The sequence below is a fragment of the Paenibacillus sp. FSL L8-0158 genome (assembly GCF_038592965.1).
Classification (GTDB): domain Bacteria; phylum Bacillota; class Bacilli; order Paenibacillales; family Paenibacillaceae; genus Paenibacillus; species Paenibacillus polymyxa_D.
Window position 1 is genome coordinate 5,637,071 of record NZ_CP151949.1, and the last position, 24,700, is coordinate 5,661,770.

Genomic DNA, 24,700 nt, shown 5'->3' on the forward strand with positions numbered 1-24,700 from the left:
CGGTATTTTTACAAAATCCTCATCTACGGAAGTCAGCTTCCTATAAGGAAGCTGTATCCGCAGGCAAGGAAACTTCGTCCGCGTAGTTCGTTGCCATAATCTTGGCTACCCCTGCCGGGTCGGTCGTCTGCCCCAACGCCCACATCATTTTCGTCACCAGCGCTTCCGTTGTCATGTCATACCCCGGAATAACCCCCTTCTCCAGTACCTTTTGCCCCACTTCGTAAATCGTCAAATCCCCGCCCTCATAAGGACATTGAGTAGTCACGACGATACTCATACCGTCCTTCATCAGTTCCTCGATTTTACTGATCAGGCTTCTTTCTTTAAAAGGGACGCCACCCATACCAAAGCCCTCAATGACGATACCTTTATAGCCCAAGCCCTGAATGGCATCGAAGATCGCCGGATTCGTACCCGGAATCAGCCTGAGCAGAAATACTTCGGAAGCATACCCGTCGTTGTATGGGTGACGAACGGTACTGCGATTTGCGAATACGCCCTCCGTATAGACCACCTTACCGTTCTCCACAAGGCCTATGTACGGATAGTTAATACTCTCAAAGGCGTTATAGCTGCGTGTTCTGATTTTCGAACTGCGGCTACCGTTGATAATTTTGCCGTTAAACACGACAAAAACCCCGGCCACCTCGCCACATGCGGTCAGGAATGAGTCGATTACATTCTTTTTGGAATCGCTGTGCTCCGCCAAAATAGAAACCTGCGAACCTGTCACGACGACGGGTTTGTCTACAGTTCCCAACATGAAGCTCAAGGCTGATGCTGTATAAGCCATCGTGTCCGTGCCGTGTGCAATGACAATACCGTCGTATTGATCGAGCGAACGATGTACCATCCGGGCGATGGAAGCCCAATCCTCAGGTTGTGTATTTGTGCTATCAATGCTCATCAGATTATGGGCATCAATCTCGCAAATCTCCTTCAGCTCCGGAATTTCCGCCAAAATATTCTCAGCCGATTGGGTCGGTGTCAGGCCGTTTTCCTGATAGGAGGAAGAAATGGTCCCTCCGGTATTAATGAACAAAACCTTTTTCATATCCAATGTTCCTTCCCGATTACATCTTCACTGTATTGTTCTTAGAATTTATCATGAATAAGTGTGATAAGCTACTTTGCAATGGAAAAGAATTGGAAATATGAGGGGCCAAAAAAGCACGACAAACAAGCGCGGGCTTTCCTTCCTCCTGCGACTTGTCTAACGTGCTTTTTACATAGGTACAATAAGTCTACAGCGCTGCACATACCTATAACCCATCCGCGTACCTTTTACGGGGATACAGGCTGCTCCTGTGGCGCTCTCTGTACCAATGCTTTGCCCAGAAACTGCCGTGTCCGTTCTTCCTTCGGATTGGTGAAAAACTGCTCCACGGGTCCCTGCTCCACGATCACGCCATGCTCCATCAGCACAACCCGATCCGCTACATCTCTCGCAAAACCAAGCTCATGCGTGACAATAATCATCGTATTGCCTTCACTCGCCACCTTTTGAATCACGGACAGCACTTCATCCACCAGTTCAGGATCAAGTGAAGATGTCGGTTCATCAAACAACAACACCTGCGGATTTAGTGCCAAAGCACGGGCAATTGCAACTCGCTGCTGCTGTCCACCCGAAAGCTGGGCAGGATAATAAGTCATACGATCCTTTAACCCGACCTTTTCCAGAATGCCTTCACTGATCTCCCTCGCCTGCTTACGATCCAGCTTTTTCACACTGGTCAGACCAATCATCACATTGTGGAGTGCATTCAAATTTTTAAACAACTGATATTGCTGAAATACCATTGCCGTTGCCATCCGTAGTCCGAGAATGTCCTTTTTTCCCGCCTTGGCCGCGTCTACCTTTACACCGTCGATTTCAATGACACCACTGGTCGGCTGTTCCAAAAAATTAATGCTGCGCAGCAGCGTGGACTTCCCCGATCCGCTTGGGCCCAGGATCACTACGACTTCTCCCTTGCCTACCGTCAGGTCTATGCCCTTCAACACGTGATGCTGTCCAAAATGCTTATGAATTTGATGAAGTTGAATCATACCCTTACTCACTTCTTTCGTAAATTCGAATACGCTTCTCCAGCACGACAAGCCCGCGCTCAATAATAATGCACACCAACCAGTAAATCAGAGACACCGCAACATATACCTCAAAAAAAGCCAACGCTCGCGCGCCCATAATTTTAGCCTGTCCCATCATATCGACGACACCGATCATAAAAATAAAAGACGTATCCTTCACCGTACTGATCAGCGTGTTTCCCAAATTGGGCAAAGCGACCGTCAACGCCTGCGGCAATACAATTTTGAGCATAATTTGTGTTTGGCTCATACCGATGGAATTAGCAGCCTCAAATTGTCCCCGGTCGACTGAATGAATCGCCGCCCGGAACGTCTCCGACAAATATCCTCCGAGGTTCAATGAAAATGAGAGCAACGCAAACAGCTCGGGCGGAATGACATAGACATTGAATTGCTGTAAGAATCCATATTCGCTCTGGAAATAATACAGAAACTTGGGTATTCCGTAATATACGAGAAACAGCTGCACAATGAGCGGTGTTCCCCGAATGTACGAGACATACAACGTAGACAATGGCGCCAAGACAGGCACCTTGTATATCCGGATTAAAGCCGTAGCTAACCCGATGATCCCACCCAGCAGCATGGACACAAACGCAATCCATAAGGTCACGGGGAGATACTCGACGATCTGGGGAAGGCTTTTCAGCATATAATCAAGATCAAACAGCTTTTCCATAGGAACCCCACTTTACCCTTTACATTGTTATTACTGAGGAATAAATTCCCCGCCTGTCCATTGTTCAGACAATTTTTTCAGTGTTCCGTCCGTTTTCAACTCTTTAATAATCGGGTCGATTTTAGCTTTCAGCTCTTCGCCCTGCTTATCCTTTTTGAACACCAGGTTGATGTTATCGCTTTGCACCGGCTCGCCCACAGCTTCCACCTGCAAACCTTCCTTCTTGATCGTTGCCGCCGCCATAACCGGATCATTCACATAAGCGTCCACTCGGCCATTTTGCACGTCTTGAAGGTTATCGGACGAAGTACCTGTATCATTATATTTCAAAATAATTTTATTCCCGTTCTTCGCATTATACTGTTCCAGCAACTGTGTGTAGGAATCACCTACCGAGGCTGCTACCTTCTTGCCTTCCAAATCCTTGAGGGAATGAATATCCGTTCTACCCTTTTTCACAATAATAACCGACTGAGCCGAGAAATAGGACTCATCCGAGAACAAATACTTTTTCTCACGTTCAGGATTTTTGGCAACTTCATCTGCGATCATCTGAACTTTATTCGAATCCAGTGCAAGGAATATCGCATCCCAGCCCGAGGGTACAAATTCAATCTTATAGCCGTCCAGCTTCTTGTCGATCTCCTTGACTACTTCCACATCGTATCCGGTCAGCTCGTTTTTATCATTCGTAAAAGCAAACGGCGGGTAGTCATTTTGTGTGCCGACATAGATGACTTTATCCCCCGATGCCGCATCCTTCGAGGAACATCCACTCAAGGCACCCGTTAATAACACAAGAGATAGGCCAATCGCTGCTACCAAAGCAGATTTCTTCATATATGACATCCCCTTTTTTAATATCCAAGTAATTTACTATGATTTTTTTATTATAACGGGTTATTCAAATAATACAACAAGTAAATTTCATTTCAATTATTATCTGATGATTTTGCAAAATCCCATAACGACTTTCAATGAACAAAATATATGTTGCACAAAAAAAGGACCCTTGCGGGTCCACTGTTATCCATGAAGCGAAAAACGCTCTGCTGGATGTTCCGGCAAAATGGACGAGATCAACCGTCGTACAGCCGGATGAGCAGATTCAAAAATCTGATCCTTCTCATCACAGCGCTCGATCAATCTCCCCTGCTCCATCACAGCAAGGCCATCGCAGACGGCGTATGCCGCCCGAATATCATGCGTGATGAACAGATATGACAATCCAAACGAAGATTTCAGTTCTCCCAGCAGGGATAAAATGTGCATCTGGTGAACCATATCCAGGCTGCTGACGGACTCATCCAGCACGATCAGCTTTGGTTTGAGCGCAATCGCCCGTGCAATGTTGATCCGCTGCAATTGTCCGCCGCTGAATTGATGCGGATATTTAATCCGATCCTCCGGCTTGAGGCCAACCCGTTCCAGCAGACTTTCGACCGTTCTTTTTTGTTCCTGTACCGATAACCGTTCGTAATTGTCCAAAGGCTCCCCAATAATCTGCCCGGCGGTCATTCGGGGGTTTACAGCAGAGTAGCAGTCCTGAAATACGACCTGCATATCCCGTCGCAGTCCCCTGCGGACCTGGGGACTCGCGTTATAAATGTCTTGTCCCTGGAACAGCACCTGACCCTCCTGCGGCTTCTCCAGCCCCAGTATAACCTTGCCCAGCGTGCTTTTACCGGCTCCACTGGTTCCAAGTAAGCCCAGGCAAAATCCACTCTCTATAGTAAGCGAAACGTTAGCCAACACAGGGGGACGTGGTTCAGAGCGGCCCAGCCATTTGCGCCCTCCATAGCAATGGGTTACTTCCTTCACTTGTAGCATGCGCATTCGCTCCCCTTTTGAAAGTGTGACCGTCGAACAGGCGACTAACCACCTACCTGATTCATGCCCCGAAGGGACAACTTGGGTCTGACATGCAGCAGCATTTTCGTATATTCATCCTGCGGGTGATCGAACAACTGATGGACCTCAGCCTGCTCAACAATACGGCCCTGCTGCATGACAGCCACTTCATCCGCCAATTGGGAAATGACGCCCAGATCATGCGAGATCAGCAAAATGGACGTATTGTATTCCGTACGCAAGCGATCCAGCTCTCTTAGCACCTGTAGCTGATTGACCACATCAAGCGCCGTCGTTGGTTCATCGGCAATAACCACTGCTGGCCGCAGGCACATAGAAATGGCGATCATGACTCGTTGCAGCATCCCGCCGCTCAACTGAAACGAATAACGCTTCATCAGCTTGGCTGGATCGGGCAAATTCATATTTTCCAGAGCCGTTATGGCAAGTTCATGGGCCTGTCGTTTGGTTAATCCGGTGTGCGTGCGAACCGTTTCCATAAACTGAGCTCCGATCGTATACACTGGCGTAAAGGCACTCATCGGATTTTGCATAATAAACGCGATTTCCTTGCCTCGAATACGGCGCATCTCCTCGGCCGCCATTCCGTTCAGCTCACGCCCGTTCAGACGGACACTTCCTTCTATGTCCATCGTCTGGCGATCCAGCAATTGGAGCAACGCTTTACAAGTCACCGTTTTGCCGCTTCCACTCTCGCCGACAAGACCCAGAACTTGTCCCCTTTTCAGCTCAAAATGAGTTGGCTCCAGCAGAGACACCGTCCCTGCATCGGTTCTGAGCTTCACCTGTAAGCCGCTGACCTCCAGCACCTTCGCCCTGTCGTCCATCGTTGTAACACACTCCTGTTTTACTGACGTTTGGCAATTCCGTATCGGTCGGACAGCGCCTCCCCCAATATATTGAAGGTCATCACCACCACCAGAATCATGACCCCCGGATAGATCATTAATTCCGGATGACTGCGGATGTATCCCGTTCCCTCATGAATCATCGCTCCCCATTCAGGAGTCGGCGGCTGGATGCCCAAACCGAGGAAAGACAACGCAGAAATATCCATGATCGCCCAGCCCATTTCCAGCGTACCAATGACCACAATCGGCCGCAGCACATTCGGAATAATATGCCGCCGGATAATGGCTCCTGAGGAGGACCCGCTAATCCTTGCGGCAGCTATAAAATTCCGTTCTTTCAGACTGACGACCATATTGCGGCACATTCTGGCATAATACACCCACTGCACCATCATTAAAGCAAGCAGTACCTGCATGAGGCCCGGTCCAAAAATACCGACAATGCCTAGCACAAGTACCAAATTCGGAAACGCCATAATACCTTCACAGAACCGCATCAGTACACTATCGACCCAGCCGCCCACATAACCTGCTAGCGATCCGACTACAACGCCGATGCTAAGCGAGGAGAGGAAAATTAAGGTTGCAAAGCCTAGCGAAATCCGCGCTCCATACAGCAACCGGGATAAATTGCACCGACCCAAATGATCGGTTCCCAGCCAGTATTCCTTCGAAGATCCCTCCAGCTTATGCAGTAAATTGACTTTAACCGGATCATGGGGAGCCAGCCAAGGAGCTAGCGCCATAATGATAAAAAGAGCAGCCAGTACGACAGAGCAGACCACGATTACCTTTTGACCTTTGAACATTGTACGCAACCTTATCATCACTGCTCTGCTCGTCCCTTCGATGAAATTCGGGGGTCCATATACAAATGCACCAGATCAACGAGCAAATTGCATACGATGAACAGGCATGCCGCCAAAAACACATAGCATTGTATGACGGGAATATCCCGGTTAAAAATCGCTTCCACAAAATAACGACCAAATCCGGGCCATGAAAACACCTGCTCCACAATAATTGTTCCGGTCAGAAGCTTGCCCAGATTCATACCCATACTTGTTATCAGTGGAGCAATGGCAATTTTCAGTACATGCTTGAGCATGATCACCCGCTCACGGATTCCTCTAGTTCTGGCATACTGCACATACGTTTCCTGAAGCTGCTCCAACACACTGGAACGTAGCAGGCGCGTATATAAAGCAATCAGAACCAGCGACAGAGTCAACGTGGGCAGCACCAGATGCTGCCACGTTCCTCGCCCCTCTACAGGGAGCCAATCCAATCGGACAGAGAAAAAGAAGATTAACAAATATCCCAACCAGAACTGGGGAATAGACGCCCCAAAATATGAAATCCCTCGACTAAGCATGTCGATCCAGCCATTTTTACGCATCGCCGCCAGCAGGCCCAGCGGGATACTCACTAGAATAGATAGCGCCATACTGCTCACAGCCAATTCAAAAGTGGCGGGCAGCCGAACCTTGACCTCATCCCATACCGGCTTGTTGGTCAGATACGAAGTACCAAAGTCCAATTGACTGATTCCTTGAAGTGTATGCATATACTGCGTCAGCAAAGGCTGATCCAGCCCGAACTCATGTCTTTTCTGCTCCAGAATCTCTGGAGTAGGATAAATATGAGCAGCCGTCAAATAGGCCTCGGCCGGATCAACTGGTGAAATATGAATCAGTGCAAAGGTAACGAGGGTGGCAAAGAAAACAATAGGAATGACCGCTACCATTCGCTTCCCGATATAGCTGATCATGAGTTGTCCTCCTATCCTGTAAACGAACGTTACCCTTCGGTTTTAACTACTTCCCGATTTCAATCCCACCAAACGGATTTTCATCCCGATTGGCCGGGAATACAAAGTTCGTAATCTTTTTCTGATACACTGCCGTTTTCTTAATATACGAAATAGGCACAATGGCAGATTGCTCCTGAAGGGTCTTCAGAATCGAAGCATACAGCTCTTGGCGCTTGGTTTCATCTGTCGATGAGAGCGCCTCGTGTACTTTCTGGTCCAGCTCCTTCTTCATCGGAAGGGCGCTCAGCGTCTCGGAAACTCCGAAGCTCTTCTTGGCAATGACGTTAATAAAGGAATGCGGATCATAAGGCGCACCGTAGTTATACCAGAAGTACAGATCAAACTGGTTGGATCTAAGGCGCTTAACTTGAACCGTCAGCTCCAGTCCGGTCAGGTTTACTTTGACACCCAGTTCTCCCCATTCGGCCTGAATGGTTTCAGCCATCGCCTTTTGGATCGGATCGGTTTTATCAAAAATCAGCTCAAAATCCAGCTGTTGTCCGTCTTTCTCCCGTACTGTACCACCTGCGGGCAGCTTCCAGCCAGCCTCATCCAGCAACGCTTTGGATTTTTCCACATCATAGCCAACAGGCTGTAAGTTTACATTCGTATACGGATAGTTTTTGGATAAAACCGTATCCGCTTTTTCCTCCAGCCCTGAAGTCACACCTTCCACCATTGCCTGCTTGTTAAAGCCATGCTGGAGGGCCAGACGTACCCGAAGGTCTGCCAGCTTGGGATTGGACGAGTTGAGCAACAGACTTCTTGTTCCGACAGGCTCGGACAGCGTGGTAACATACTGATTCGTGTCGCGAAGCTGTTTGAAGGCATCCAGACTAATGACACCCTCTCCATAAATCAGATCCAAGTCGCCTTTTTCAAAGGCCATTACACGGGTTTCGCCATCGGGAATAATTTTCACCGTAATTTTATCCACCTTTGGTGCAGTGCCCCAATAATTTGGATTACGCTTAAAGGTTGCATACTCATCTTGCTTGTATTCATCCAGCATCCAAGGTCCTGTACCTACAGGTTTCTTGATTCCTTTGGACGTATCTCCATCATCCGGGAACCCGGCTTCACCCAGAAAACGGAACGGGCGAACGACAGACAAATCCTGAAGCACTGGGTAGTATGGCTCTTTGAGCGTCATTTGGAACGTGCTGTCATCTACAGCTTCAGTTTTGTCGAGAACGCCTACTATACCAAGCCAGCTGTGCGTTTTCTCATTTTTCATGATAGCGTCAAAGTTTTTTTTGACAATGGCCGCATTAAATAGCGTACCATCCGAAAATTTCACACCTTTGCGCAGCTTAAACGTATATATTTTTCCGTCCTTGGAAATAGTCCAGGATTCAGCCAAAGCAGGCTCCAGCTTGCCTCCTTGCTTGTAGCTGACTAACGGCTCATAAACCATGGATTGCGCAAAAAGTTGGGAAGGATTGTATACATGAGGATTCATCGTGCCAATGTCACGCGGCCACGATAGCGTGATCGACTTTTCATTGGCAGCTCCGTCAGTAGAGGTGGATGCAGGTGTGCTCTCCTGCTTTGCGCAGCCCAAAACAACGGATAATAAGAGGAGCGCCACCAACATAAGGGTAGCAGTCTTGCGGTGTCGAACGGACATCAATGTATTTCCCCTTTTCTATATATGTGATAATGATTATCATAATCATATTTAGAATAGGTATCACGCTCAATTTTGTCAACACTATTCGACAAGCAACCCTCTTATTTCTTTTAAATTTGTTAAGTTTATGGCTTAATTCGCCAACGTTTGAAACAGAGTACGCGTGTACTCATGCTGTAACAAGTCTTCATCCCATTCCTTAAATATTTCCACAATCTCCCCCTGAATCATGACGGCAACGCGGTCACAAAACAGACGGGTAGATTGGAGATCGTGAGTGATAAATAGGTAGGACAACTGACGTTCCACCTGCATCCTCTTGAGCATGTCCAGTACAGAAGACTGCGTTGTCATATCCAGATTGGCGATCGATTCATCGAACAAGATAATATGTGGCTCCACCGCCAAAGCTCGGGCAATACATACCCGCTGCTTTTGCCCGCCACTCAGCTGTGCTGGGTATTTTTCCAGACTGTCAGCCTCTAATCCTACCGATTCCAATAGAGACAGACAAATATCCAGCGCCTGCGCTTTTCGCTCAGGGAAATAGTTGTGGATTGGCTCCATTAAAATATCTCGAATGGTCATACGGGGATGCAGCGAGGAGGACGAATCCTGTGCAACCAACTGGATTCGCTTGTACAGCTGAACATCCTTCATCTTTCCAAAATGTATAGGCTGATGATCTAGCCAAATCTCCCCCGAGGTCAACGACTCCAGTCCCAGAATACATTGTGCCAGCGTGCTTTTGCCACTTCCACTTTCTCCAACCAGTCCAAGACATTCTCCTTGTCGTAGCTCCAGACTCACCTTCTTCACGGCCTGTTCGCTATCTTGCGTGCTGAACCAGCCTTTTCTCCGTTTGCGGACAGGGTATGCTTTGGTCACATTCTTCAATTCCAGCATCACTGGTGCATCCTTCCTTCCGGGCTCATCTCCAACACTCGATCTGCTATACGGCTCATACCCTGGCGATCATGTGAAATCAACAATATGGTGAGATCAAAGTCTTCTCTCAACTGTTGCAGCAATGCCAAAACCTTGTCGCGGTTGATCACATCCAACGCCGTAGTAGGCTCGTCGGCAATAAATAGGCTCGGACCGGAGCTTAACATTGCAGCCAGCAGCACTCTTTGACACATGCCTCCGCTTAGCTCAAAAGGATATGACGACAAAATATGCTCAGGATCTGCAAACCCAACCTTGCGGAGCTGAGAGCGCAAATAGGCCTCCCGCACTGGGGTAGCGCCTCCTCTGGCTATTTCTGAGACACGGCTCAGCATCTGCCGCATCCGTGGCAGCACGCCCAGTGGGTGGACTTGCTGTGATGCAGTGTGGGATGGGGCAGCATCAGCGTGCCCCGGCTCCATCTGGTCGTGCGGCATCCAACGCCGCCCGTGCAGTCTAAGCGTGTCCATCAGCTGGGCGCGGACAGTCCGGATCGGATTCAACCCGCTCAGCGATTGTTGAATGAGCAGGGCAATATCCTCTCGGCGCAGCCTTTGCCAGCGCCGTTCCTGGAACGGGAGAATGTCTTCCCCGTTATAGTAGATATGCCCTTGCGTAACACTGATACCTGGCTCCAGCGTACCTGCGATTGCGTGTGCGGTCAGGCTCTTGCCGCATCCGCTTGGTCCGGTCAGGGCCACAATCTCCCCTGAATATATGGAAAAGCTCACATCACGCAGCAGCGGTTTGCTTCCGCTTTCGCTTACTCCTACGCCTGTGCGGCAGATTTCCAAATGTTCCACGTGTAACAACGGTTTTCGCCCTGCCACTTGTTCTATCCTATCCTCGCACCCAAGGGCTGATTGATCCTCCACTATTTGGCCACCCCCTTTTCCGAAAAGCGGTCGCCCAAAAGCTGGCAGGCAAGTACGAACAGCATAATCGCCAAGCCCGGGAAAATCATGACATGCGGAGCCACCTGAAAATATGAGGTGGCATCATGCAGCATCACGCCCCATTCTGGCTTGGGCGGCTGTACACCCAGTCCAAGAAAGGACAGCCCAGCGATCATCAGCACCACTCGTCCGATATCCCATACCGCATAAACCAACAACTGCGGCAACGCTTGTGGCAATACATAACGGCTCAGTATACGTACGTGTGAATTGCCGGATAAACGGGCATACCGAACGTAGTCCTCCTGACAGGCTTTTTGAACCAGACTACGCATATACCGAACATAGCCCGCCCACCGTACCGCAATAATCGCAAGGGTCATGTTAACAAAACCTGGGCCCAAAATGCCCACAATCGCCACCGTTAAAATAATATCAGGAAAAGCCAGTACGCCGTCGATTTCTCGCATAACCAGCTGGTCCACGCGTCCGCGCACATAACCAATGAGCAACCCTATAGGCAGACTGAAGCACAACGTAGCTACAGTAATCGCACATGCGATTAGCACGCTCGTCCGAATCCCGTAAATTAGCCGGGATAGCACATCCCTGCCCAGATGATCCGCACCGAAAGGATACTTCCGGCTGGGTGGTGCCAGACGGTTCAAAAGGTCCACTTGAAGAGGATCATGAGGAGCGACCCATGGAGCCAATAACCCAAGCAGCACGATCAGGCCAAACAGTACGCCTCCTGCCAGCAGGCTCCCCTGAAAGGAAAGCCGTGTCTTTTTCATATTCAGCTTCCCCCTTAACGCAAACGCAGCCTCGGATCTATCGCCGTCTGGACCACATCCACCAAACACTGAACTCCTACAATTAAAAATACGGCGAAAATAACATACCCCTGAATCACCGGATAATCTCGCTGTGTAATCGCATCTATAAAATACTTGCCCAACCCCGGCCATGAAAAAATGGTCTCTACGATGACATTACCTGCCAACATAAATGATAGATTGGTACCTAGCAGTGTAATTATAGGCAGTACCGCATGTTTAAATATCTCAAAAAACAGGATATGCATACGGGAAAAACCTCGAGCCTTCGCTGCTTTCACAAAATTCCGGTCGCCAAGCTCCAGCATTTGAGCGCGCAGTACACGGGCTTGCACAGTTCCCAAGCCTGCCCCAAGCGTCAGCGCTGGGAGCACTAGATGTGTCCAGTCCTCCCTTCCCATGGATGGGAGCCAGCCCAAGCGAACGGAGAATAGATAGATCAACAGAAAACCAAGCCAAAAAGAGGGGATCGACGATCCCAGCAAGGCGAACAGCCTGCCCAGACGATCCAGTGGGCCGCTGATTTTTAGAGAGGCAGCCAGACCCAGACCCAGCGTAAGCACCGTCATGACGGCGAAGCCCGCAGCAGCTAGCTCCACAGTAGCAGGCAGTCTGTTCCACAGTTCGGCTAGCACCGACTCCTTGGATACATACGAAGTGCCCCAATGCCCTGTGAACACATCCCGCAGCCAGTTCACATATTGAATATGAAGCGGTTCGTTTAAGCCCAGTTCCTTTCGTAGCGTCGTCAAGGCTTCCTCAGAGGCAGGGACATTATGCGCGGTGAGCAAAATAGTAGCAGGGTCTCCAGGAGCCAGCCGCATCAGTACAAAAGTCAGCGTAGATACCACGAATACAATGATGAGCAGCTGCGCCACACGTTCCAGTATAAAACGAATCATAGGATACGCAGCTCGTTATTCCGCAATATCGGATTGCGCTGTAATGTAGTAATACTCGATCGGATGGGGTGTAAAACCCTCCACCCCTTTTTTCACACCAAACACATTATCAGGATGCACAATGAACGACTGTGGCAAATCCGTATTAATGATATCCAGCGCTTGTAGTGTCATGGCATTACGCTGCGCTGTATCCTTCGCCAACTTTAAGCTGTTCAGAATACTCTCTAGCGGTTTGGAACTATAACGGCTTACATTGGCTTCGCTTTTCGAAGAATAAAACATGTCCATAAAATATTGCGGCTCTCCTGTATGAGCAGTAAGCATGCTGTACATAGCAAAATCCCAATCGTTTTTGGTCAACGCCTCGTCGATATTTTCCACCTTGCGAATCTTGACCTGGATTCCCTCTTTCAGCAATTGGCTTTGGATGACCTCAGCCATAACAGAGAGTTCCGGACGCTGAGGGAAAGTCAGCAGCGTAACCTCGAACGGCTTGCCTTGCTTAGTCCATATCCCTTGGGCGTCCTTTTGCCAGCCATCCTTTGTTAACAACTGCCCCGCTGTTCCGTCCAGCGCTTTACGTTCAATTTTACCGAAGGGAAGAATGCTCGGGAACGGACTGCTTGCTTCCGTACCGAAGCCCCTCATGACGGCGCTCACAATCGATGCGCGTGGAATCAGGCTGTCCACCACCTTACGGTTCGCCGCATCCTTGAATACTGGCGATTCCATATTGTACACGATCATATGGGTGCGTAAGGACGGAGCTGACAGTACTTGCAGCTTGTCGTTCTTTTTCAGTACCTCTGCGTTATCAACCGGAATATCCGTCGCTACGTCCACCTCGCCGGATTGCAGCGCCATCAGGCGCGAATTCCCGTCCGTAATGAACTTCATCGTCGCTTCAGCCAGTCGTGCCTTCTCGCCCCAATATCCGTCATAACGCTCCACGACCAACGATTGGTCCTTGTTGAACGCTTTGATTTTAAAGGCGCCTGTCATCGCTGGGTAACTCTGCTCATCTTTCATCGATGCCACATCCAGTACAATCGTCGATGGATCAGCTAGATTAGACACCAACGCCGCATTCGGCTGTTTTGTCGTGATCTTCAAGGCCAGCGGGCCGCTTACATCAATGGACTTTACATTCAGTAAATCCTTCGCCAGATGGCTTTTCTCGATAGAGCGCAGCAAAGACGCTTTTACACTTGCTGCATCCATACTTTTTCCATTATGAAAAGTGACTTTGTCCTGCAAGCTGAACGTCCAAACTGTAGGGCTATCCTGCTTCCACTCCTTTGCCAGCCAAGCCACAGGCTCCAGCTTTTCATTCAAACGTACCAGTGTCTCACCTGCACCGGATCGCATCACATCCCAGCTATTATCTCCGTGTGGGTCAACGCCTGACGGTTTCCATGTATACGCCATTACCAGCTTTTTATCTGTCACTGTTTGTTGTGCTGAGGCGTTCTCACCCTTGCCGGAGCTATCCGACGTCTTATTGCTGGCACATCCCGAAAGAGCCATAACTGCCAGCAACAGTATCACCCCTGTACATATCAACCATGAACGCCTGCTACGATTAATAACCATTCGATGAATCCCCCTCTATCTTGTAAAACCGCATAAACCTAACGCAAAACGCGAAAAAAGCATTCCGGACCACTTGATTAGCAGTCAGAAATGCTTTCATTATAAAATGTCAAAACTCACCTCAAAGCCAACTCCAAAAACATAGAAGGGATCAGATCGGTTTCAGACATTCCGTATGCAGCACGCCTAACCACCTCCCCAGCATCCCGTGGGTCTGACAGTGATGTCAAAACAGGCAGGTCTCCTGACTCCAAGCGTATCTTTCAGGCCTTCCCGGTTCTTCACAGTTCCAGTGGCTGTTCTGAAAGCTCCAGCAGTATTCTGCTGATGCCTGTATACAGTGGCGGGCCCGTGTCGGAATCTACCGAACTTCCCTTTTAAGTGAACACGCTCAACAACCATCTACAAGGTCTCAACAAAACCCCGTACATAGAGTCATCCGGCTCACACCTGTTTTCTTCCTTTATTTCTTTTCATTACGATTTACGATTATCTTATTTTGTTGTCACAAGCTTGTCAATAAATGCTGCACAATAATTCAAATTTGAACGATACGGCGAGAATGAAGGTGATGGCTATTCATTGCGTGTACGAAATGAACGTGCTAAAATTAGGTATAGAAAAAACCATCGTGTCCGTATACTAAAAAGAGCCTTCGCCGCGCCAACGGCAAAGACTCTTAGGACTTGAAAGGCTGTGGATCACCACCACGGCGCGCTGCATAACTAAATGTTAATGCAAACGAAACCCACCGTTAGGGGCCAACCTAATTACGCGGTGGGTTTTCGCTTGTTCCGAAATTTCCGACGTAGCCAGCGATAAAGTTTACGAATACTAAACACCAGGCTTAGTAACGTAACCATCCAACGCAACACATCGTAGCACGACACAAGGTTGACCATCGGCTTCACCCCCTTTCAGGAAGCTACACCGTGGTCCGAAAACATCCACCACTATTCAAAATCCATAAGGTAAATTATACCATGATATCACCCATCACTCTAGCAAATTCTTCTAGTAGATTAATAAGCTCCTAATGTTCACTTGGAGAACTCCTTCAGCTTCTTACTCCTACTGGACTATCAATTCCGCTGCTATAAAACTGTCATTAAATGTCTTATATGTAAGGATAATGAACTCTCGCTTATAAAAATATAGATAAATATATTCATATATGTCATTAAAAGGTTGACATAGTATGTAAGCTCATTTATGCTATCTATGGATTTACAAATTTTTCAAGGAGGCACTTTGTATGAAAGTAAAGTTTCTACCACAAGCTTTTCTAGCTGTAACGTTACTCATTTCTTGGGGAGTTGTCAGTCCGACAATCTCTCATGCTGAGAAAGGGGAAAAAATCCCTGACCAGATGTTGGCGGGTACCATCATCCAATATGATGAGAACAATAATATGGTTGTACTAGAAAAGGGAGCTCCGGTACCTGAACAGCAAAAATCTAAAGCTGCTATTGCCCCACTTACTGCTGAACAACAGGTTGAGCTAGAAAAAGAAAAACAACAGGATAAAGAGATCGAAGAAGCAACCAAATCACTGCCGGTATATCATATTGATAACCCTGACCCTCAGCCTGGTTTAAAAGTAATTTATGACGGCGAAGGTTTTATCAAAGATTTTATCTTGCCTGAACAAAAAGAAAATGCGATTACTACTAATAATGTTTCACTTCAGGCATTACCACGCGGTACACGCAAACCACCTGGGACTTATACATATGGAGCACATGATAATGAAATTAAAATTCACGGAACATCTGATGGCTATGTTCGAGGCACAGGGAGAGGAACAAACTTCACAGACACGTATGGGGAAAATTCCAATAGACTCCAAAGAGGTGACTGTGCAACAAAAGGAGCCATTGATAATCCCGAGTTTGGGATAGAAATTCGGGTAAGGAATTATGATAATAATGCCGTAGCTAATTTTTATAAAGCTGATAATGGGAGTCTTCCAGATGCAGTCATTGATATTTGGAAAACGGGTGTAGAGAAGTTAGGTTTAGAATGGCATTCGTACGTCTCATTTTCAGCAAGATATTCCTATGATTTTTAAGATCTTTATACCAAAAAAGGATAGGATCTCGCGTCCTATCCTTTCCCTTTTTGTTATCATATTCAGTTTGATTCATCACTTATTTCAGAAAGGATGCTTCGTTTTGAGAACAAGCAGCTACAAATTCTTTAGATTCTTTATACTTTCCCTGCTCGTGCCAGCTTTATTGTCATCCTGCTCTCCCTCTTCTACTCCAGCAGCAGAATCATCTGTACCCCAAAAAAGCCAATCGAATAAAAAAATAGCGTCGGCCGAAAAAGGCCAATATCTATCCATGACTTATACAGAATATGTGAATGGGAAGAACGCAGATCAAGGCATGGTTATGCGAGTTATGACATACGACTTAAACAGTAAAAAATTGACCAAACTGGCCGATGTTCCTTATACCTCTCAATACCCGCTTTCTGTGGTGTCCTTGCCTGATCACAAAATTTATTATTCTGCTGATGTCGGTGATAAGGGAGACCAATTATTTTCGTATGACTTGAATACCAAAAATACCAAACAGCTTACCGATAATTTGTTTGCCATTAATCGTATCGTACCAACTACTCCAGATGGCCCACTCGTTCTAGCAGCGGTCAAAAAAGGAGAACATACACTTAAAACCATTTTCTACAATAAATCAACTCGTACCATGAAATTTATGCATGATGAAAACCAAGATAATATCACTTGGTCTATAGCCTATAATTCAGAAAAAAATACAATTTACAATTCACAGTATTCGGAGAGGGAGCGAGATAAACAAGGTGACATCTCAGACCGAACACAGACCATTATGGCCCCCCCGGACAACAAGGTTACAGAAATCAATAACGTTACCAAGCAAGAGCGTTCTATCGTCACACTAAAAAAAGAGAAAATAACTTCAATGTCCAGCAGTAATGATAAGCTGCTCCTCATAACCACTCGTTTCATTAATCACGGCAATCCCGAGTATAGTCTGGTTGATATTGCAACAGGTAAACGCACCAAAATAAAGTTGCCCTTTTTATCTCGCCAATTTGTCTATATGTCCCCAGACGGCAAGGGGGTCTATTATTTGGGTAGCACTCCTCAGAAAAATCAAGAAGAAAGACGCGGCGTATACTATTACGATTTCACATCGAAAATCCAAACCCCCATTTTTATACAAAAAGAGGGTTTTATCAATAACTTCGTGCTGCTGAACAAGTAATCGTTCTGTTGGCCACCATGCCAAAAAGCCGGAAAGAAGCTTACGCTTTCTCTCCGGCTTTCTTTATCTGATTCCAATCCTTAAACCTTCTGTGGAACCTCCTGAACCGTCACGCCTTTGACCGATTCCCCTTGTTTTCTCGTCAAAACGATGTTCAAGACAATCGCTGTAATCGAGCCCGAAACGATACCATTTTGCAACAGCATTTTGGCAAAGCTCGGCAGCTGGTCGAACATTTGTGGCAGAACGGCAGAGCCTAGGCCCACGGCAATACTGCATGCTGCGATCAGCAGATTGCTTTCCTTCCGCAGATCCACTTCTGACAAAATAGACATGCCTGATGCAGCGACCGAGCCGAACATGACGATCATCGCCCCGCCCAGCACAGCGTTAGGAATCACTGTCGTTAAAGCAGCCAGCTTAGGAAGCAAACCGAGAACAACCATGATACCGCCCGCAGCAAAAATAACGTTCCGCGATTTGACGCGTGTGAGTGAGATCAGACCCACATTTTGCGAGAAAGCTGTATAAGGAAATGCGTTAAAAATACCCCCAAGCATGATCGCAAGTCCCTCGGAACGCAGACCATTGACGATCTGCTTCTGCTCCACCTTCTGATCAATCGCTTTGCCTACTGCCAGATAAACGCCCGTAGACTCGACCATGCTGACAATATTGACAATAATCATCGTACAAACTGCCATAATGCTAAACTCCGGCTTACCAAAATAAAACGGCTGCGCAACACTCACCCATGACGCATCGGCCACTGGAGCAAAATGCACCATTCCCATCGCATAAGCAACCACCGTGCCTGCAAACAGACCGATGAGCACGGAAATCGAGCGCATAAAGCCCTTTGCTAACCGATTCACAAGCAAAATAACCAGCAAAGTAACCAGCGCCAACAACAAATTACGCGGCTGTCCAAAATCCGCGCTGCCCTGGCCCCCTGCTACATTGTTCATCGCCACCGGAATGAGGGATAGACCGATAATCGTAACAACCGAACCTGTAACCACCGTTGGGAAAAAACGTAGCAGCTTGCCATACAGTGGTGCCGCAAGCACCACGAATATACCAGACAAAATAATGGCACCGTACGCTGTCGCCAAATTTGAGGTCGAAGCAATCGCGATAATGGGGCCTACTGCCGTAAACGTACAGCCTAAAATGACAGGCAGTCTACTACCAAAAAAACGTGTGCCCATAATCTGCAATAACGTAGCAATCCCACAAGTGAACAGATCGGCAGCCACCAGATAGGCCATCTGGGCTGGCGTCAGGTGCAATGCTCCCCCTACAATCAGAGGAACAGCAATCGCTCCAGCGTACATCGCCATGACATGCTGGAAACCCAGTGCAAATAATTTTTGTTTACTTAACATCCCACATTCTCCTTAACGGGAGGAATCACCGTGCCAGCTTCCTCTATAAAATGAACCTCGCCTGGTGCCATGGAAGCGATACGCGCAAGAGAGCGCACAGCAATGCCTCTTTGCTCCAATAGTCCACGGCCTTCCTGAAAGCTCTTTTCAATTACGCAACCAACCCCTGCCAGCTCCGCTCCTGCTTCCTTCACAATATCCGTAAGTCCGACCAATGCTGCACCAGTAGCCAAAAAATCATCTACGATCAGCACATGGTCGCTGGCATCGAGATATTTTTGAGAAATGCTCACCTGATAGGTTTCCTGCCGAGTGAACGAATGAACCTCTGCGAAGTATACCTGCTCATTCAGCGTGATGGCCTTCTTTTTCTTCGCATAAATGAACGGGACCCCCAAGGCAATAGCAGTAGCCATTGCAAATTGAATACCACTAGCTTCAATGGTAAGCACCTTGGTGATCGGAGCACTGCCGAACAGGCGTGCAAACTCCTTACCAATCTCTAATGCTAATGCTGTATCTACCTGATGATTCAAAAATGAATCTACCTTTAATACGGTGTCAGATAAAATCTGTCCTTCTTGACGAATACGTTCCTCCAAAGCTTTCATTATGCAAGTATCGCTCCTTCTGTACTTTAAAATAGTGAGGATTTTGCAAAATCCTGAACAGTAAAACCTGCCAAAACCAAAAAAGGACAGGCTCCCTTGAGTTGTTTCTCAAGTGAAGCCTGTCCTTGGGGTTATAATCCCTGACGGATTGGCGCACAAATAAATGCCCGCATTCATCCGAAGCCGATGCGCTATCACTCATAGTCGGACGATTACAGTGGTCATCCGGTAGAAACTTTTGGGCCATATCCCCAATATTATACGAGTCATATGAAATTGATATCTTGTATACTACACCCTCTGGCGGGCGGTTTCAAGACTATTTTTCATACAGACAGCAGCATTTGAAGAACCTTCCACAATTGGAATATCGTAAAAACAAAAATAAACCCACAAATTTCACTTCCGTTTCTGTTGACTACAAAGAAAAACGGAAGTAGTATGGAGTTAGTTAAGAAAACAAAAGGCAGACTTTCAGGCTGCCAGTATTTCATCCATGCAAGGAGATTGGATATGAATAATTATCTTGCTGTTGATATTGGAGCTTCAAGCGGAAGGCTCGTAGGTGCAACTCTGCAAGATGACCAGCTACACTTGCAAGAGCTTCACCGTTTCAACAACTCCTTTACCGAAAAAGGCGGCCACGATTACTGGAATATCGACGAACTATTAAATGAAATTATTCAGGGCTTGCAAAAAGCCAAACAGATGGGGATTCATTCCTGTACGCTCGGCATTGATACATGGGCTGTAGATTATGTGCTGCTTGATCAGAAAGGTAACCGCATTCATGAGGTATACGCTTACCGGGATGCACGTACCCTCCACGCGCCCGACAGGCTGCACCAGCTCATCAGTCGAGAGGCTGTGTATGAGAAAACAGGCATTCAGGAACTAAATTTTAATACCCTGTATCAACTGTTCGTTCATGATCGGGAACAGCTTGCCCAGGCGGATAAAATATTGATGGTCCCTGATTATCTGTACTATCGCCTGACAGGCATCATGGTCAATGAAATGACGAATGCGTCCACGATGCAGCTTCTCAACGTGAACACTCGAGAGTTTGATGAAGACCTGTTGTCCCTGCTCCAACTGCGACGCAATCAGTTTTCAGAGCTTGCCGAGCCTGGACGGGTTTTGGGTTCTCTTTTGCCGGAGCTTGTTCAAAAATACGATCTTCCGGACTGTCAGCTCATTCTTGCGCCTACTCACGATACTGCATCGGCTGTTGCAGGTGTCCCGTCACAGCGGGAAGAATCTTGGGCTTATATTAGCAGCGGAACGTGGTCACTACTGGGAATGGAACAATCCGAAGCCTTGAATACCAAGGCAGCCATGCAGGCGAACTACACAAATGAGTGGGGCGTTTACGGTACGTACCGTTTTCTGAAAAATATTATGGGATTGTGGATGATACAGGAGGTTCGGAGAGAAGGAGGCTTCGCACATAGCTTTGCCGAATTGGCCGAACTGGCTTCAGCAGAGACACCGTTTGTCAGCCTCGTCCTCTGTAACCAGTCATCATTCTTAAACCCGGATAGTATGACCCTTGAAATCCAGCGATTCTGCGAAGAAACGGGCCAGCCCATCCCCAGAACGCCGGGTTCACTCGCCCGCTGTATTTTCGACAGTCTGGCCTTAAGCTACCGCGATGCCTTACATGAACTGCAACGTTTAACAGACGAAACGGTTACCAGATTGCACATTGTCGGCGGAGGTGCTAACAACGAATTACTATGTCAGTTAACAGCCGATCTCTTGGAAATTGAGGTTCAAGCAGGACCTTCCGAATCTACGGCCATCGGCAATATTGTCGTGCAATTAATCAGCTCTGGTGCTCTTGAGGATCTCAAAGCTGCTGGCCGTACCATCGCCCGATCCTTTCCGACTCGGCTATATGAGCCGCAAGCGGTGGAAGGCATGCAAGAACTTCTGGATCGCTGGGAGCACCTCAAGATACAAACAACAACCTCTATTCAGATATCTCAATAAAGGAGTAAAGCCATGAACGAAGCTATTGAAGCCAGTTATAACGAAGCGAAAAAGCTGTATGCCCGCCACGGTATTCAAGTGGACGACATTTTACGGAAGCTTTCACAAATCAAAATATCACTGCACTGCTGGCAGGGAGATGATGTTCAGGGATTTCTGTTCAAAGACAAACAGCTTAGCGGGGGGATTGCCGTAACGGGCAGCTACCCGGGCAGAGCAGGCACACCGCATGAGCTGCGTCAGGATTTAGAAAAAGCCTTATCACTCATTCCGGGTAAACATAAGGTCAATCTGCACGCAATCTATGCGGACACCACAGAACAAGTGGATTTGGATCAACTGGAGCCACGCCATTTTCAAAACTGGGTAGACTGGGCCAAACAGCAAGGGCTTGGGCTTGATTTTAATCCAACCCTGTTCTCCCATCCCAAAGCGGAAGATGGCTTCACGCTGAGTCACAGGGATTCGGAAATCCGTGATTTCTGGATCACACACTGCAAAAAATCACGCAGGATTGCAGAGCACTTTGGCAAAGAACTCGGTCAGCCTTGTGTCACAAACCACTGGATGCCGGATGGCTATAAAGATACTCCGGTTGACCGCCTGGCTCCAAGAGAGCGTCTGCGAGATGCGCTGGACGAGATTTTCAGCGAGGAAATCAGCGAAGAATACAACATCGATGCGGTTGAAAGCAAGCTGTTCGGCATCGGCTCGGAAAGCTATGTCGTGGGCTCACATGAATTCTATATGGGTTACGCCCTGACACGCGGTAAATCTATCTGTCTCGATGCGGGTCACTTCCATCCAACCGAAGTCATTTCGAACAAACTGTCCTCTGTGCTGATGTTCACCGATCAATTATTGCTCCATGTCAGCAGACCGGTTCGTTGGGACAGTGATCATGTCGTGACGATGGACGACGAGTTGCTGGACATTGCCCGTGAGCTGGTTCGCGGTGAATTGCTTTCCCGAACCCATATCGGTCTTGATTTCTTCGATGGAAGTATCAACCATGTGGCAGCATGGGTCATCGGAACACGCAACACGATCAAAGCGCTGCTTCGCGCTATGCTCGAACCGATTGAAGCATTAAAGCAGGCGGAAGATGAACGGGACTTCACCACTCGTCTTGCTCTAGTCGAAGAGTTCAAATCGTATCCGTTTGGTGCCATATGGGATTACTATTGCGCTCAAAACGACGTTCCTGTTCGTGAGGAATGGCTGGCCGAAGTAAAAAACTATGAACAACAGGTACTGTTGAAACGGTAACTACTGTACTGATAATGCTTATATTCATATCATCCAAAGGGAGAGATCATCCATGACTACTGTACTGGAGAATCAAAAAGGACGAAAATCGGGACTGGATATCCCATTTGTTCGCGAGATGGCGGAAATTACACAAAACATGTGGAAATTCGGCTGGGATGAACGCAATGGAGGTAATGTAAGCTATATTCTGGATGAAGCTGAGGTTGCAAAATATATAGATATTCATCAGGTCATTCGGACGATTAAACCTGCTTTCCCGGTAAATGAACTGGCTGGTAAATATTTTATCGTCACCGGATCAGGAAAATATTTTAAAAATGTAATCGCAGATCCAGAAGCTAACTTAGGGGTCCTTCGTGTCTCCCAGGATGGCGAGCAGTTGGAAGTCTTGTGGGGCCTCAAACATGGCGCAGTGCCTACCAGTGAGTTGCCTTCTCATTTTATGAGCCACATTGAGCGCTTGAAGGTCGATCCTAACCATCGTGTTGTGATCCATAATCATGCCACCCATGTTATTGCCATGACCTTCATTCATAGTCTGGATGAGAACCAATTCACCAAAACGCTGTGGGAAATGTGTACCGAATGTATTGTCGTCTTTCCGGACGGTATCGGTGTAATCCCTTGGATGGTACCGGGTTCCAGCGAAATCGGCCGCGAAACAGCAAAAAAAATGAAGGGTCATCGCGCTGTATTATGGCCTCATCATGGCATTTTCGGAACGGGCAGCTCCATTGATGAAGCGTTTGGCCTGATTGAAACCATTGAAAAAGCGGCGCAAATTTACATGCTCATTGCTCACCATGATATTCGGCAGCGAATTACAGATCAGGAATTGGCCGATCTGGCCAAAGCCTTCAACGTTACTCCAAAAGAAGGAATCCTGAACGTATAAATATAGGCTAATCTCCATCTCATAATACAGAACTTAAAAGGCTCCATCGCTCGTCTCAAACCGGCCATGGAGCCTTTGGCATACGTAGTTTTAATTATATAACCCTTAATTCCAATGAATTAACTTGTAATTATGCTTTCCTTTATATACAATAAAATCAAAATTCCCTTATCTCCACCAAAGGAGAGGTGACAAGTTATGAAAAGAGCAAAAAATGAAGATCACTTCGACATCGTGGAAGACCATTATTTCACAGCTACCGAATTGGAAAAGTCCAGCGCCATTTGGCCTGTCAGACTGGGTATGGATATTTCGAAAACAAGCTGCCATGTCGGTCCCAAAGCTGTTCCTTATTTTTATTTGATTTTTGTGCTTGAAGGTCAGGCTGAGTTTATTTATAAGCAACAGAAGTACCGTGTCCAAAAGTCTGATTTATTCTGTTTTTTTCCGCATGTTGCACATGAATATTACACCGATCACGAACACCCGTTGCAAAAGGTATGGATTGCCTTTGAGGGACCCAAATCCCTCGCGCTACTGGAGCGGATCGGAATTAATCCCTCTACGCCATTTATGGCTAACGCCGTGAGCGAGGAAATCCTTGAACTTATCTCCAACCTGTTTTCCATCGTACAAGACAACAACAGACAGGGCAGCGATTTGGCCCGCTTGATTACACTACACCAGATCTTCGAGGGGTTGTCCCGCAACACATCTGACGTACTGCGCAACTTTGTATGCTCTGATTATTGGCTCCAGCAGGGGAAAGACTACATTGAAATGCATTATTGTGACCGTGTTACGATTGAGCAAATTGCTGAGCATGTAGGTGTGGATCGTGCCCATTTTTCACGCAAGTTCCATTCCACCTTCCTCATCTCTCCCGCCAAGTATTTGCAAAACCTTAAGATTAACGAAGCCAAAAGATTACTGGAGCAGACGACTTACAATTTGTCGATCATAGCCCAGTCCATCGGCTATACCGATATGTCCACCTTTTCCAAGGCATTTAAGAAAACAGCAGGGATTCCACCGCGTGAGTATCGCTTCCGACATCAGTCCCGACAAGAGATTCGTACCGTCAATGCCTAGCTGGAATCCAGCAACGTTAAAGAGAGCCGCCGTATACGGTGGCCCTCTTTTTTATGACCTGATCCTAATT

The 24,700-nt window shown here is 47.4% G+C and carries 22 protein-coding genes and 2 riboswitches; of the genes, 6 read left to right on the top strand and 16 right to left on the bottom strand.

The annotated features are described in order from the left end of the window. Positions 1 to 40: 40 nt before the first annotated feature. The 14 genes from NSQ68_RS24980 to NSQ68_RS25045 form a co-directional block, all read right to left on the bottom strand. The gene (locus NSQ68_RS24980) at positions 41 to 1,057 is read right to left on the bottom strand and encodes an asparaginase (protein ID WP_013312613.1); all 1,017 of its coding nucleotides are present in this window, start codon (positions 1,055 to 1,057) and stop codon (positions 41 to 43) included. A gap of 230 nt (positions 1,058 to 1,287) precedes the next feature. Further along, positions 1,288 to 2,055 (bottom strand): amino acid ABC transporter ATP-binding protein, encoded by a 768-nt coding sequence (locus NSQ68_RS24985; RefSeq protein WP_029518797.1) that lies wholly within the window; start codon positions 2,053 to 2,055, stop codon positions 1,288 to 1,290. A gap of 4 nt (positions 2,056 to 2,059) precedes the next feature. Then, complete coding sequence (locus NSQ68_RS24990) at positions 2,060 to 2,776, bottom strand: amino acid ABC transporter permease (protein WP_013312615.1); 717 nt, start codon at positions 2,774 to 2,776, stop codon at positions 2,060 to 2,062. Between the two features lie 30 nt (positions 2,777 to 2,806). Next, positions 2,807 to 3,616, bottom strand: coding sequence for a transporter substrate-binding domain-containing protein (locus NSQ68_RS24995; protein ID WP_165145665.1), 810 nt, complete (start codon positions 3,614 to 3,616; stop codon positions 2,807 to 2,809). A gap of 186 nt (positions 3,617 to 3,802) precedes the next feature. After that, complete coding sequence (nikE, locus tag NSQ68_RS25000; protein WP_342427510.1) at positions 3,803 to 4,612, bottom strand: nickel import ATP-binding protein NikE; 810 nt, start codon at positions 4,610 to 4,612, stop codon at positions 3,803 to 3,805. Positions 4,613 to 4,650: 38 nt separating this feature from the next. Next, entirely contained in the window at positions 4,651 to 5,475 is an 825-nt protein-coding gene (locus NSQ68_RS25005) for an ABC transporter ATP-binding protein (protein WP_307350865.1), read from the bottom strand. Between the two features lie 20 nt (positions 5,476 to 5,495). Further along, complete coding sequence (gene nikC / locus NSQ68_RS25010) at positions 5,496 to 6,326, bottom strand: nickel ABC transporter permease subunit NikC (protein ID WP_342429162.1); 831 nt, start codon at positions 6,324 to 6,326, stop codon at positions 5,496 to 5,498. Then, the gene (gene nikB / locus NSQ68_RS25015) at positions 6,326 to 7,270 is read right to left on the bottom strand and encodes a nickel ABC transporter permease subunit NikB (protein ID WP_342427511.1); all 945 of its coding nucleotides are present in this window, start codon (positions 7,268 to 7,270) and stop codon (positions 6,326 to 6,328) included. The genes nikC and nikB (NSQ68_RS25015) overlap by 1 nt, the downstream gene beginning before the upstream one ends. A 46-nt stretch (positions 7,271 to 7,316) precedes the next feature. Further along, entirely contained in the window at positions 7,317 to 8,942 is a 1,626-nt protein-coding gene (gene nikA, locus NSQ68_RS25020; RefSeq protein WP_342427512.1) for a nickel ABC transporter substrate-binding protein, read from the bottom strand. A gap of 135 nt (positions 8,943 to 9,077) precedes the next feature. Beyond that, complete coding sequence (locus NSQ68_RS25025) at positions 9,078 to 9,854, bottom strand: dipeptide/oligopeptide/nickel ABC transporter ATP-binding protein (protein WP_342427513.1); 777 nt, start codon at positions 9,852 to 9,854, stop codon at positions 9,078 to 9,080. Further along, positions 9,851 to 10,768 carry an ATP-binding cassette domain-containing protein gene (locus NSQ68_RS25030; protein WP_342427514.1) on the bottom strand — a complete coding sequence of 306 codons (918 nt, stop codon included), beginning with the start codon at positions 10,766 to 10,768 and terminating at the stop codon, positions 9,851 to 9,853. The genes NSQ68_RS25025 and NSQ68_RS25030 overlap by 4 nt, the downstream gene beginning before the upstream one ends. Beyond that, positions 10,768 to 11,583 carry an ABC transporter permease subunit gene (locus tag NSQ68_RS25035; protein ID WP_342427515.1) on the bottom strand — a complete coding sequence of 272 codons (816 nt, stop codon included), beginning with the start codon at positions 11,581 to 11,583 and terminating at the stop codon, positions 10,768 to 10,770. The genes NSQ68_RS25030 and NSQ68_RS25035 overlap by 1 nt, the downstream gene beginning before the upstream one ends. Positions 11,584 to 11,597: 14 nt before the next feature. Beyond that, a complete protein-coding gene (gene nikB / locus NSQ68_RS25040) occupies positions 11,598 to 12,527 on the bottom strand; it encodes a nickel ABC transporter permease (protein ID WP_307350853.1) in 930 nt (309 codons plus the stop codon). A 15-nt stretch (positions 12,528 to 12,542) separates the two neighbouring features. Next, entirely contained in the window at positions 12,543 to 14,123 is a 1,581-nt protein-coding gene (locus NSQ68_RS25045; protein WP_342427516.1) for an ABC transporter substrate-binding protein, read from the bottom strand. Between the two features lie 216 nt (positions 14,124 to 14,339). Further along, positions 14,340 to 14,544: riboswitch (cobalamin riboswitch) on the bottom strand. 834 nt (positions 14,545 to 15,378) lie between these two features. On the opposite strand from NSQ68_RS25045, the gene NSQ68_RS25050 reads away from it, so the two are divergent. Both NSQ68_RS25050 and NSQ68_RS25055 read left to right on the top strand, forming a co-directional pair. Further along, complete coding sequence (locus NSQ68_RS25050; RefSeq protein WP_342427517.1) at positions 15,379 to 16,194, top strand: hypothetical protein; 816 nt, start codon at positions 15,379 to 15,381, stop codon at positions 16,192 to 16,194. Positions 16,195 to 16,297: 103 nt separating this feature from the next. Further along, complete coding sequence (locus tag NSQ68_RS25055; RefSeq protein ID WP_342427518.1) at positions 16,298 to 17,377, top strand: hypothetical protein; 1,080 nt, start codon at positions 16,298 to 16,300, stop codon at positions 17,375 to 17,377. An 80-nt stretch (positions 17,378 to 17,457) separates the two neighbouring features. Here NSQ68_RS25055 and NSQ68_RS25060 read toward each other — a convergent pair whose 3' ends face one another. Then, the gene (locus NSQ68_RS25060) at positions 17,458 to 18,765 is read right to left on the bottom strand and encodes a nucleobase:cation symporter-2 family protein (RefSeq protein WP_342427519.1); all 1,308 of its coding nucleotides are present in this window, start codon (positions 18,763 to 18,765) and stop codon (positions 17,458 to 17,460) included. Next, a complete protein-coding gene (locus NSQ68_RS25065) occupies positions 18,759 to 19,376 on the bottom strand; it encodes a xanthine phosphoribosyltransferase (RefSeq protein ID WP_016822598.1) in 618 nt (205 codons plus the stop codon). The genes NSQ68_RS25060 and NSQ68_RS25065 overlap by 7 nt, the downstream gene beginning before the upstream one ends. A 181-nt stretch (positions 19,377 to 19,557) precedes the next feature. After that, a riboswitch (purine riboswitch) is annotated at positions 19,558 to 19,661 on the bottom strand. Between the two features lie 228 nt (positions 19,662 to 19,889). Here NSQ68_RS25065 and rhaB point away from each other — a divergent pair. From rhaB to NSQ68_RS25085, 4 genes are all read left to right on the top strand, one after another. Next, positions 19,890 to 21,371 carry a rhamnulokinase gene (gene rhaB / locus NSQ68_RS25070; protein WP_342427520.1) on the top strand — a complete coding sequence of 494 codons (1,482 nt, stop codon included), beginning with the start codon at positions 19,890 to 19,892 and terminating at the stop codon, positions 21,369 to 21,371. A gap of 12 nt (positions 21,372 to 21,383) precedes the next feature. Further along, on the top strand, positions 21,384 to 22,640 hold the full coding sequence (rhaA, locus tag NSQ68_RS25075) for an L-rhamnose isomerase (protein WP_342427521.1): 1,257 nt from the start codon (positions 21,384 to 21,386) through the stop codon (positions 22,638 to 22,640). Positions 22,641 to 22,692: 52 nt separating this feature from the next. Beyond that, positions 22,693 to 23,538: a rhamnulose-1-phosphate aldolase gene (gene rhaD / locus NSQ68_RS25080; protein WP_342427522.1), complete on the top strand. Its 846-nt coding sequence runs from the start codon at positions 22,693 to 22,695 to the stop codon at positions 23,536 to 23,538. 198 nt (positions 23,539 to 23,736) lie between these two features. Next, positions 23,737 to 24,630 carry an AraC family transcriptional regulator gene (locus NSQ68_RS25085; RefSeq protein WP_307350836.1) on the top strand — a complete coding sequence of 298 codons (894 nt, stop codon included), beginning with the start codon at positions 23,737 to 23,739 and terminating at the stop codon, positions 24,628 to 24,630. Positions 24,631 to 24,700 lie beyond the last annotated feature (70 nt).

Bases quoted from the DNA above. Each gene is read 5' to 3' on its own strand.
- NSQ68_RS25005 (WP_307350865.1), bottom strand. From the start codon at position 5,475: ATGGACGACAGGGCGAAGGTGCTGGAGGTCAGCGGCTTACAGGTGAAG.
- NSQ68_RS25035 (WP_342427515.1), bottom strand. From the start codon at position 11,583: ATGAAAAAGACACGGCTTTCCTTTCAGGGGAGCCTGCTGGCAGGAGGC.
- nikA (WP_342427512.1), bottom strand. From the start codon at position 8,942: ATGTCCGTTCGACACCGCAAGACTGCTACCCTTATGTTGGTGGCGCTC.
- rhaD (WP_342427522.1), top strand. From the start codon at position 22,693: ATGACTACTGTACTGGAGAATCAAAAAGGACGAAAATCGGGACTGGAT.
- rhaA (WP_342427521.1), top strand. From the start codon at position 21,384: ATGAACGAAGCTATTGAAGCCAGTTATAACGAAGCGAAAAAGCTGTAT.
- NSQ68_RS24990 (WP_013312615.1), bottom strand. From the start codon at position 2,776: ATGGAAAAGCTGTTTGATCTTGATTATATGCTGAAAAGCCTTCCCCAG.
- nikB (WP_342427511.1), bottom strand. From the start codon at position 7,270: ATGATCAGCTATATCGGGAAGCGAATGGTAGCGGTCATTCCTATTGTT.
- rhaB (WP_342427520.1), top strand. From the start codon at position 19,890: ATGAATAATTATCTTGCTGTTGATATTGGAGCTTCAAGCGGAAGGCTC.
- nikB (WP_307350853.1), bottom strand. From the start codon at position 12,527: ATGATTCGTTTTATACTGGAACGTGTGGCGCAGCTGCTCATCATTGTA.
- NSQ68_RS24995 (WP_165145665.1), bottom strand. From the start codon at position 3,616: ATGAAGAAATCTGCTTTGGTAGCAGCGATTGGCCTATCTCTTGTGTTA.
- NSQ68_RS24980 (WP_013312613.1), bottom strand. From the start codon at position 1,057: ATGAAAAAGGTTTTGTTCATTAATACCGGAGGGACCATTTCTTCCTCC.
- NSQ68_RS25085 (WP_307350836.1), top strand. From the start codon at position 23,737: ATGAAAAGAGCAAAAAATGAAGATCACTTCGACATCGTGGAAGACCAT.
- NSQ68_RS25065 (WP_016822598.1), bottom strand. From the start codon at position 19,376: ATGAAAGCTTTGGAGGAACGTATTCGTCAAGAAGGACAGATTTTATCT.
- NSQ68_RS25060 (WP_342427519.1), bottom strand. From the start codon at position 18,765: ATGTTAAGTAAACAAAAATTATTTGCACTGGGTTTCCAGCATGTCATG.
- nikC (WP_342429162.1), bottom strand. From the start codon at position 6,326: ATGATAAGGTTGCGTACAATGTTCAAAGGTCAAAAGGTAATCGTGGTC.
- NSQ68_RS24985 (WP_029518797.1), bottom strand. From the start codon at position 2,055: ATGATTCAACTTCATCAAATTCATAAGCATTTTGGACAGCATCACGTG.
- NSQ68_RS25045 (WP_342427516.1), bottom strand. From the start codon at position 14,123: ATGGTTATTAATCGTAGCAGGCGTTCATGGTTGATATGTACAGGGGTG.
- NSQ68_RS25050 (WP_342427517.1), top strand. From the start codon at position 15,379: ATGAAAGTAAAGTTTCTACCACAAGCTTTTCTAGCTGTAACGTTACTC.
- nikE (WP_342427510.1), bottom strand. From the start codon at position 4,612: ATGCGCATGCTACAAGTGAAGGAAGTAACCCATTGCTATGGAGGGCGC.